This is a genomic window from bacterium, from assembly GCA_018814885.1.
Classification (GTDB): domain Bacteria; phylum Krumholzibacteriota; class Krumholzibacteriia; order LZORAL124-64-63; family LZORAL124-64-63; genus JAHIYU01.
The window spans coordinates 20,636-29,549 of the sequence record JAHIYU010000034.1 but is presented as its reverse complement, the minus strand read 5'-3'; the positions used below and the strand labels follow the sequence as shown (position 1 = coordinate 29,549).

The window sequence follows — 8,914 nt, the reverse complement described above, 5'->3', positions numbered from 1 at the left end:
GCCGTGCGCGCGGCGCGCGCGAACCTGGCGTCCCTGCCCGGCGGCGAGGCGGTGCAGGTGACGCGAGCCGACTTCCGCGACGTGGCGGTTCCCGCGGGGGCGGTCATCGTGGTCAACCCGCCCTACGGCGTCCGTCTCCAGGAGCGTGCCCGAGTCGGGGCGCTCTACAAGGATCTCGGCGACCATCTCAAGCGGCGATGCCGCGGCGCGGAGGCCTGGGTGCTCTGCGGCGACGTCGAACTGGTCAAGCGCATCGGTCTGCACCCCAAGCGCCGCATCCCGCTGTGGAACGGCGGCCTGGAATGCAGGCTGGTGCAGTTCGAGCTCTACTGAGACGATGTGGAGTATGGAGAACGAAGCGCGCTTCCGCTTCTACGAGGAGCTCAACGATTTCCTGCCGCCGCGTCGACGCAAGCGCGAGTTCGCCTACGTCTTCCGGGGGGCCCCTGCGGTCAAGGACGCCATCGAGGCGCTCGGCGTGCCGCACGTGGAGGTCGACCTGATACTCGTCGACGACCGGTCCGTCGAATTCTCCCACGTCCTGCGGAGCGGCGAGCGGGTCGCGGTCTACCCCGTGTTCGAGAGCCTGGACATCGCGCCGGTGACGCGTCTGCGTGAGCGTCCCCTGCGCGATCCCCGCTTCGTCTGCGACGTCCATCTGGGCAAGCTGGCGCGCCGCCTGCGCGTTCTGGGCTTCGACACCCTATATGGAGACGACTACGACGATCAGACCATCGCCGCGATCGCCGCGCGCGAGGGCCGCTGCGTCCTGACGCGCGACGTCGGGCTGCTCAAGCGCAAGGAGATCGAGCGCGGCTACTGGCTGCGCTCGACCGAGGTGCGCGAACAGCTCGCCGAGGTCGTCGCGCGGCTGGATCTGGAATCCCGCATCGAGCCGTTCCGCAGATGCGCGGCCTGCAACGCCCGGGTCGAACCGGTGGACAAGGCCGAGATCGCCCATCTCCTGGAACCCCTCACACGACGACACTATCGGGAATTCCACCAATGCCCGGACTGCCGCAAGATCTACTGGCAAGGAACCCACTACGAGAGCCTGCTGGCCGAGATCCGCCGCCTGAAACCCTGAGCAGCGGTCCCCTCGAGCTTGCGAACTTCTCCTACGGAGGGCAGGCACGTGCAGGCGGCATCGAGGCTCCGGCTCTGCGAGAGTCGCTCTCGATGCCGCCTGCACGTGCCTGCCCGGCCCTAGAAGAATAGTTTGGCAACCTTGAGGATCCCCTGCCTCCAGGGAACGCGATGGGATACGCCGGACTGGCCTTCGAAAGTGTGGAGGTTGTCGAGGTACCACCGGTAGTTGCGTACCAGGGCATCCTTGTTGGAGTATTTCGGATCGTAACCCAGCACGCGCTCCGCCTTCTCGATGGAGACGAAGGAATCCTCGCAGGCCGTCTCGTAGACCCACTTGTAGAGCGGCGAGAGCTTGAACGCCTCCAGCAGGCGCAGGGTCCAGATCACGGGCCTGGCGGGGAAGCCGACGATCTTCTTGCCGAAACCGGCCTCGTCCAGGACCGCCTGGTAGTCTTCCTTCATGGTGGTGTATTCGCGGGCGCCCAGGTTGAACACGTCGTCGGCCTTGTCCCTGGGGCCGGTGCAGCAGAGATAGATGCCCTGGCAGATATCCTCAACGTCGCAGAGCTGGTAGCGATTGTTCCCGCTGCCGATCATGGGGAAGCCCTTGCCGTCCTTGGCCCAGTCGTAGAACAGCGCGAAGACGCCGAGGCGCTCCGGCCCGATGAACGACTTGGGGCGGATGATCGGGACGCAGAGGCCGCGCGCGCGGAACTCGGCGCAGATGCTCTCGGCCTCGACCTTGCCGATGCCGTAGGGCCCCACGCCGTCGACCGGGTCGCCCTCCACCAGCGGGTGATGGTCGGGGATGCCGTAGACGGCCGTCGAGGAGATGTGCACGAACCGGTCGATGCCGTGGGCGAGGGCGGATTCCAGCACGGTGCGCGTGCCCTCGATGTCGGTGGACAGGATGTCGTCGTGATCATAGAGGGGCAGGGCGGCGGCGGTGTGGATTACGATGTCGCAGTCGGTCATGGCGCGGTCGACGTCGGTGCGGTTGCGGACGTCGCCGGTGATCTCGCGGATCCGGTCGCGCTCGGGATAAGCGAAGGGCGCGATGTCCAGGGACGTCACCTCGTGGCCGCGCTCCAGCAGGTAGCGCGCCATGTTGATGCCCAGGAAGCCGGCGCCGCCGGTGATCAGATATCGCTGTGACATATCGTCCCTTTCGCCTGTTGACCGCTCGAAGATATGGCCGGATGACGAATTTTCAAAATCTGCCTTTGACGCCGCACGATATTCTCCTATTTTGACCGAAACCATTAAACGATTAAAGCGTATTCGTTTCATTGTCCAAGGGAAGGAGGGCTCATGACCGATACCAGGGACACGTCGAAACGCGTGCAGATCATCGCCGCGGGCGAGCCCATTTTCGAGAGGTTCGGCTTCCGCAAGACGACGGTGGGGGAGATCTGCCGCGAAGCCGGCGTCTCCAAGCGTACCTTCTACGAGCTGTTCAGCGACAAGGCCGATCTGCTGATGCAGATGCTGATGCACGTCATCTCCCGCTCCGTTTCGAAGTGGGAGGAGGCCCTGACGTCGGAGATGACGGCCATCGAGAAACTCGAGCGCTACATCGACGGCTACGAGGAGATGGGACGGAACCATCCCGTGTTCCACATCTGCCTGCACGAACCCGACGTGAAGGCCTACACCAAGGACTTCATGAAGTACGAGGAAGCCCAGGCGATGATAGAGGTGCTCCAGCGAGTGGTCGCCGAGGGCATCCGCAGGGGCGAACTGCGCGAGATGGATCCGCCGACGATCGTATGGATCATCGGCGGACTGCTCGATTCCATGTACTACGTCTTTCCCGAACTCACGAGCGAGCCCAGCGCCTTCGAAAACGAGACCCTGTCGCGCGAACTGCGCGCCTTCATACTCAACGGAATCCGAAATCTTCAGCACGAATCGACCCGGAGGGAGCAATGAAATCTGGACGATGCGCGATCGCGGCGACCGCCGCGATCTTCACGCTATCGGCCGTCGCGGCGTTCGCGACGGGCGACGGAACGGTCATCGAGGCCAGGCCGGGCGCAGCGGTGGCGCTCGATCTCGCCGGATGCGTGAGCCGGGCCCTGGAGAACAACGACGCCCTGCAGGCCGAGCGCCTGCGTCGCAAGGAGCTGGACGGCAAGATGTTCCAGGCGCTAGCGACGGGCCTGCCCTACATCGACGCCACCGGCGAGTGGTCGCGCTCGCGCGATCCGAGCTTCGCCCTGGACGAGACCTTCGGCGGCGGCGGCGACGGTCCCATCGGCACCTCGCCGCTGGACACGCTGCTCGCCGGGTTCGACTTCCTGCCGGCGCCCGAGGACATCCCGGCCCAGACCTACTGGCGCGCGCAGCTAAACCTGCGCTGGACCCTCAACCCCGCCAAGGTGCTCGGCGCGGTGGGCGCTGCCGGCCAGAGCATCAAGCGCCAGGATCTGGCCGTGAGCGCGGTGACGCACCAGGTGGAGGAGCAGGTCATCTCCGGTTATCACGGGATCATCCTGGCGGCCGATCAGCTCGCCGCCGCGGAGGCGGAGTTGGCCAACCAGCGGGAGTTCCTGGACATCATGCGCTTGCGTTACGATCTGGGCATGGCGACGGGGATCGACACGCTGCAGGCCGCCGTGGCCGTCGCGAACCTGATGCCCCGCCTGCATCTGGCGGGCAAGGAACTGCGCAACGCGGGCGCCCGCCTGAACGCGGCCATGGGACTCTCGCCCGGCATGCCTCTCTCCATAGAGCATACGCAGGAACTGGAACCTGATCGGATCGACCAGGCTGTGGCCATCGCCCATGCGCTGCGGCGTCCCGATGTCGGCATGTCGGAGTTGCTCACGGCGATGCTCCGGCAGAGCCGCAAGGCCCAGAAGGCCGACATGCGCCCTTACCTGTCCGTCGACGGCTCCTACGGGTACGTGGGCCGGGCGGTGCAGGAGCTGGACGACACGGGTCACGATTTCTGGCGGGCGACGGTGGCCCTGAACGTGCCGCTCTTCGACGGCCTGCTCACCAAGGGTCTCGTCAAGGAGACGGAGGCGTCCATCCGCCGCAACGAGGTGGAACTGACCGGCCTGAAGCGGCGGATCCGCGCCGACGTGCTCGAGCTGCTGGATGACCTCGACATGTCGCGCGTCAACCTGCGGGCGGCCGAACTCAATCTCGTGCGCAGCGAGGAACTGCTGGAGATCAGCAAGCTCGAACTGCGTCTCGGGCGCACCGATTACCTGACCGTGCTGCAGTCGGAGGCCAGCCGGTCGCTGGCCCATAGCAACCTGATCCAGGCGCGGTACGACGTACTGACGACGACCGCCTCCCTGAAACGTGCCATCGGCGTCTCTCCCATGCTGCCCTTCGCGGCCGTGGAGGGCCTTGTCGAAGGAGGGACGGAATGAACACGCATAAGGAGCACGTGATGTTTGAAATCGTGATACGAGGCCGTCGCCTGGCCGTGCCGGTCCTCGTGGCGAGCCTGTTGCTCGCGGCCGGTTGCGCGCATCGCATGGAGAACGAGGTGCCCGGCGAGGTCGCCCGCAACGTGCGCGTGCTGGAGATGTCTCCGACCGACCTCGAGGAGTTCTTCGAGATTTCCGGGCCCCTGCGCCCCGTGCGGGGTGCCGACGTGTCCGCCGAGGAGATGGGCACGGTCTACGCGATTCCGCACGACAAGGGCGAGACGGTCGTCGAGGGCGACGGGCTCGTGGAGCTGGATCGGCGCCTGCTGGCGGCGGAGATGGCCGCCGCGGGGGACGACCTGAAACTGCGGGCGCATACGGCCGAGAACACCGCCGCGCTCTTCGCTGCCGGCAAGGTCAGCGAAACCGAGATGCTCGGCGCCGACGCGGCGCGGGCGCAGGCCGAGGCGGTCTACCGCATCGCCAGTCTCCGTCACGAGCGGGCCGCCGTGAAGGCTCCGTTCGCCGGCGTGGTGGTCGACCGCTACGTGGAGCCCGGCCAGCTCGTCTCGCCCGGCATGCCCGTCGCCCGCGTGATCGATCCCTTCGTGCTCAAGCTGGCCGGCACCGTCTCCGAGCGCGAAGTGGCCTGGCTGCGCGGGGGCGCACCCGCGACGATCGTTCTCGAGGGCATGAACGAGCAGGTCGCGGGGAAGGTGGCCTGGATCGGTTTCGAGGCCGACACCATCACCGGCAAGTTCAAGGTCGAAGTGCACGTCGACAACGCGGACCTGTCCCTGCGGGCGGGCGTCGTCGCGCGCGCGCGGATCCACAAGATCACCCACGAGAATGTGTTGGTCTTGCCTCGCGACGCCGTCATGTACACCACCGAGGGGCTCGCGGTCTTCGTGGTCGAGGGGGAACGCGCCGCCCTGCGCCCGGTCACCCTGGGCCCCGACCAGGGCCTGATGGTCGTGATCGGATCCGGCCTGCGGTCCGGGGAGAGTGTCGTGGTGCGCGGGCATCGCGACCTGGTCGACGGCGCGCTGGTGGAGGTCACCGAGCACGCCGCCGCGCGTGACGGCAGCAGGGGCGGCGACCCGGCCGAGGTCGTCGAGTCCGCATCGACGGGCGGCGCGCGGGAGGCCGGACGATGAAGATCACCAACGGCGCGATCCGCAGGTACCCGACGATCTTCGCCTTCATGGTGATCATCGTCATCGTGGGCGTGGATTCCTACCTGGGCCTGCCCCGCGAGTCCAGCCCCGACGTGAAGATACCGATCGTGATGGTCATGACGCCCTACGCCGGCGCCAGTCCCGAAGACGTGGAGAGCCTGGTCACGCGCAAGCTCGAGCGCGAACTCAAGGGCCTGTCGAATCTCAAGGAGATGACCAGCACCTCGGTGGAGGGCATGTCCAACATCGTGCTGGAATTCACGACGGACGTGGAGATGAGCGACGCGCTGCAGAAGGTGCGCGACCGCGTGGACCTGGCCAAGCCCGATCTGCCCGAGGATCCGCGCGAGGACCTGCTCATCATGGAGCTGAGCTCCACGGACTGGCCCATCATCCAGATCAACCTGGCGGCCGACTACGACCCGATCCTGCTGAAGGAAGTGGGGGAGGACCTCCAGGAGGAGATCGAGACCGTCCGCGGCGTGCTGGAGGTCAATCTGACCGGCGGCGTGGAGCACGAAGTGCTCGTGCAGGTGGATCCCCAGCGCCTGCGCTTCTACAACCTGGGCCTGGTCGACGTCCAGGACGCCATCTTCCTGCAGAACACGACCATTCCCGGCGGCAAGCTGTCGTTGGGCATGTACGACTACCAGGTCAACGTGCCGGGCGAGATCGACGATGTATCGGAGATCCTGGACTTCGTGGTCAACCTGGGCGCGCCCACGCCGGTCTACATCCGCGACGTTGCCGAGGTGAGCTTCGGCCTCAAGGATCGCGAGACCATCTCGCGCGTCAACGGCAAGGACGCCGTGATCCTGTCGGTGAAGAAGCGCGGCGGCGAGAACATCATCGACATCGCCGACGAGATCCGCGCCATCCTGACTGCCTGGCAGGAACGCTTCCCGCCCGGGACCGAGATCACCATCGTCGGCGACCAGTCCAAGGACATCCGTCACATGGTCACCGAGCTGGAGAACAACATCATCAGCGGCCTGATCCTCGTCGTTGCGGTGCTGCTGCTCTTCCTGGGCTTCACCAACGCCCTGTTCGTGGGCGTCGCGATCCCCTTCTCCCTGCTGATCAGCTTCATCGTGCTGCGGGCGCTCGGCATCACCCTGAACATGGTGGTGCTCTTCTCGTTGATCCTGGCGCTGGGCATGCTCGTGGACAACGCCATCGTGATCGTCGAGAACATCTTCCGGCAGCGCGGGCGCGGCAAGAGCGGAGACGAGGCGGCCCGTTTCGGCGCTGCGCAGGTCTCGAACGCGGTCGTGGCGTCGACGCTGACGACCGTCTGCGCCTTCGGGCCCATGATCCTGTGGCCGGGCATCATGGGCGAGTTCATGAAATATCTGCCCATCACGGTGGTCATCACGCTGCTGGCCTCGTTGCTTGTCGCGCTGGTCTTCAACCCGGTGCTCTGCGCGCGCTTCATGAAGGCGCCACGGGTCCGCGAGGGCCGGCCAGCCCTGGGCGAGAGGCTGATCGGCTTCGGCCTGAAGACCTACGAACCGACCCTGCGCTGGGCGCTGGGCCATCGCACCGGCGTGCTGACGACCATGGTGGCCCTGCTGATCTGCGTATCCATGCTGTTCGCCGTCTTCAACAACGGCGTCGAACTCTTCCCGGACATCGATCCCCGCATCGCCTACGTGGCCATCGATGCGCCGTCCGGCACACGCATCGAGGTCAGCGACGTCTATACGCGCCAGGTGGAGGCCGCGGTCGCCGAGGTTCCCGAGCTGAAGGCCTACACGGGACAGGTCGGCGCCGAGAACGGCGCCTTCAGCGCGAACCAGGCGCCGTCGCACAAGAGCCTGGTCACCATGGAGTTCGTGGACATCGAGGACCGTACGCGCCCCTCCCGCGGCTCCGTCGAGGACCTGCGCCGGCGGTTGAGCGGCTTCACGGGCGCGCGTCTGGTGATCGACAAGCAGGAGGAAGGGCCGCCGACCGGTCCGCCGGTGAACATCGAGATCTCCGGCGAGGACTTCAACGTGCTCGGCGAGCTGGCCGCGCAGGTCAGCGAGCGCATCCGCAACGTCGAGGGCCTGGTGGACATCGTCGACGACTACGACCGGGATCTGCCCCAGATCGAGGTGCGGCAGGACGTGGACAAGGCCGGCCGCTTCGGGCTGCGGACCTGGGACATCGCCGGTACGGTGCGCACCGCGCTGCACGGCGCCGAGACGTCCAAGTTCCGGGTCGGCGAGGACGAATACGACATCCGCGTCCGCCTGCAGCAGCCCTTCCGGCGCAAGGTGGAGGACCTGGAGAGCCTGCACGTCTTCTACGAGGGCGAGCAGGTGCCCCTGGCGGCCTTTGCCACCACCGAGTTCAAGTCGGGCCTGGCCGCCATCAACCGTATCGACAGCAAGCGCGTCGTTTCGGTCAGCGCCGACGTCGCCGCCGGGTACAACAGCAACGCCCTGCTGGCCGAGGTTCGGGAGCTGCTGGCCGACTTCCACCTGCCGGTCGGCTACAGCATTGACTACACCGGTGAGACCGAGGACCAGGAGGAGGCCCAGGCCTTCCTCAGCGACGCCTTCGCCATCGCCATCATGCTGATCTTCGTGGTGCTGATCAGCCAGTTCAGCTCGGTGACGGTGCCGCTGGTGATCCTGTCCAGCGTGGCACTCTCGCTCATCGGCGTCCTCACGGGCCTGATGGTCCACCGCACGCCCTTCGGCATCATCATGACCGGCGTGGGCGTGATCTCGCTGGCGGGCATCGTCGTCAACAATTCCATCGTCTTGCTGGACTACATCATCCAGCTGCGTGCCCGGGGCATCGCCAAGACCGAGGCGATCGTGCGCGCCGGTCTCACCCGCTTCCGGCCGGTGATCCTGACGGCGGTCACGACGATCCTCGGCCTGATCCCCTTGACCACAGGCGTATCCGTCAACTTCGCCAACATCTTCAAGGCGGACTGGCACCACATCCTCTCGATCGGGGGCGAGTCGAGCCAATGGTGGAGTCCCATGGGCATCGCGGTGATCTGGGGCCTGGCCGTGGCGACCTTCCTGACTCTGATCGTGGTGCCGGTGATGTACTCGTCGCTCGATCCGTTCAAGCGCGGCCTGCGCGCGGTGTTCTTGGGGTGGTGGCTGGACCGGGTGCGTAGCGGCGAGGCGGCGGAACCGGGAGCCTGACGGTCCCCCTCGATCGAGCCCCGGCCCGTTGGTGATGATCGCCGGCGGGCCGGGTGCCCACCCGCCGGCGCCCGGGAGGCGGTCGGGGTGCCGTTGGGCTTATACTGGT

Annotated in this window: 7 protein-coding genes; 6 read left to right on the top strand and 1 reads right to left on the bottom strand. The window is 66.4% G+C overall.

Annotation, left to right across the window (positions count from 1 at the left end):
• A partial coding sequence (locus KJ554_02055; protein MBU0741118.1) for a hypothetical protein occupies positions 1–333 on the top strand: 333 nt, incomplete at its 5' end.
• Positions 334–337: 4 nt separating this feature from the next.
• Entirely contained in the window at positions 338–1,087 is a 750-nt protein-coding gene (locus tag KJ554_02050; protein ID MBU0741117.1) for a Mut7-C ubiquitin/RNAse domain-containing protein, read from the top strand.
• A gap of 119 nt (positions 1,088–1,206) precedes the next feature.
• On the opposite strand, the gene KJ554_02045 is transcribed toward KJ554_02050, so the two are convergent.
• On the bottom strand, positions 1,207–2,247 hold the full coding sequence (locus KJ554_02045; GenBank protein ID MBU0741116.1) for an NAD(P)-dependent oxidoreductase: 1,041 nt from the start codon (positions 2,245–2,247) through the stop codon (positions 1,207–1,209).
• A gap of 153 nt (positions 2,248–2,400) precedes the next feature.
• On the opposite strand from KJ554_02045, the gene KJ554_02040 reads away from it, so the two are divergent.
• The 4 genes from KJ554_02040 to KJ554_02025 are packed head-to-tail and all read left to right on the top strand — an operon-like array spanning position 2,401 to position 8,805.
• Positions 2,401–3,021, top strand: a complete 621-nt coding sequence (locus tag KJ554_02040) for a TetR/AcrR family transcriptional regulator (GenBank protein MBU0741115.1) — start codon at positions 2,401–2,403, stop codon at positions 3,019–3,021.
• A complete protein-coding gene (locus KJ554_02035) occupies positions 3,018–4,475 on the top strand; it encodes a TolC family protein (GenBank protein MBU0741114.1) in 1,458 nt (485 codons plus the stop codon). Before KJ554_02040 ends, KJ554_02035 begins: the two co-directional genes overlap by 4 nt.
• Positions 4,472–5,632, top strand: coding sequence for an efflux RND transporter periplasmic adaptor subunit (locus KJ554_02030; protein MBU0741113.1), 1,161 nt, complete (start codon positions 4,472–4,474; stop codon positions 5,630–5,632). The genes KJ554_02035 and KJ554_02030 overlap by 4 nt, the downstream gene beginning before the upstream one ends.
• Positions 5,629–8,805 carry an efflux RND transporter permease subunit gene (locus KJ554_02025; GenBank protein ID MBU0741112.1) on the top strand — a complete coding sequence of 1,059 codons (3,177 nt, stop codon included), beginning with the start codon at positions 5,629–5,631 and terminating at the stop codon, positions 8,803–8,805. The genes KJ554_02030 and KJ554_02025 overlap by 4 nt, the downstream gene beginning before the upstream one ends.
• The last annotated feature ends 109 nt before the right edge of the window (positions 8,806–8,914 follow it).

Coding starts and splice junctions, on each gene's coding strand:
- KJ554_02025 (MBU0741112.1), top strand. CDS start 5,629: ATGAAGATCACCAACGGCGCGATCCGCAGGTACCCGACGATCTTCGCC.
- KJ554_02040 (MBU0741115.1), top strand. CDS start 2,401: ATGACCGATACCAGGGACACGTCGAAACGCGTGCAGATCATCGCCGCG.
- KJ554_02045 (MBU0741116.1), bottom strand. CDS start 2,247: ATGTCACAGCGATATCTGATCACCGGCGGCGCCGGCTTCCTGGGCATC.
- KJ554_02030 (MBU0741113.1), top strand. CDS start 4,472: ATGAACACGCATAAGGAGCACGTGATGTTTGAAATCGTGATACGAGGC.
- KJ554_02050 (MBU0741117.1), top strand. CDS start 338: ATGTGGAGTATGGAGAACGAAGCGCGCTTCCGCTTCTACGAGGAGCTC.
- KJ554_02035 (MBU0741114.1), top strand. CDS start 3,018: ATGAAATCTGGACGATGCGCGATCGCGGCGACCGCCGCGATCTTCACG.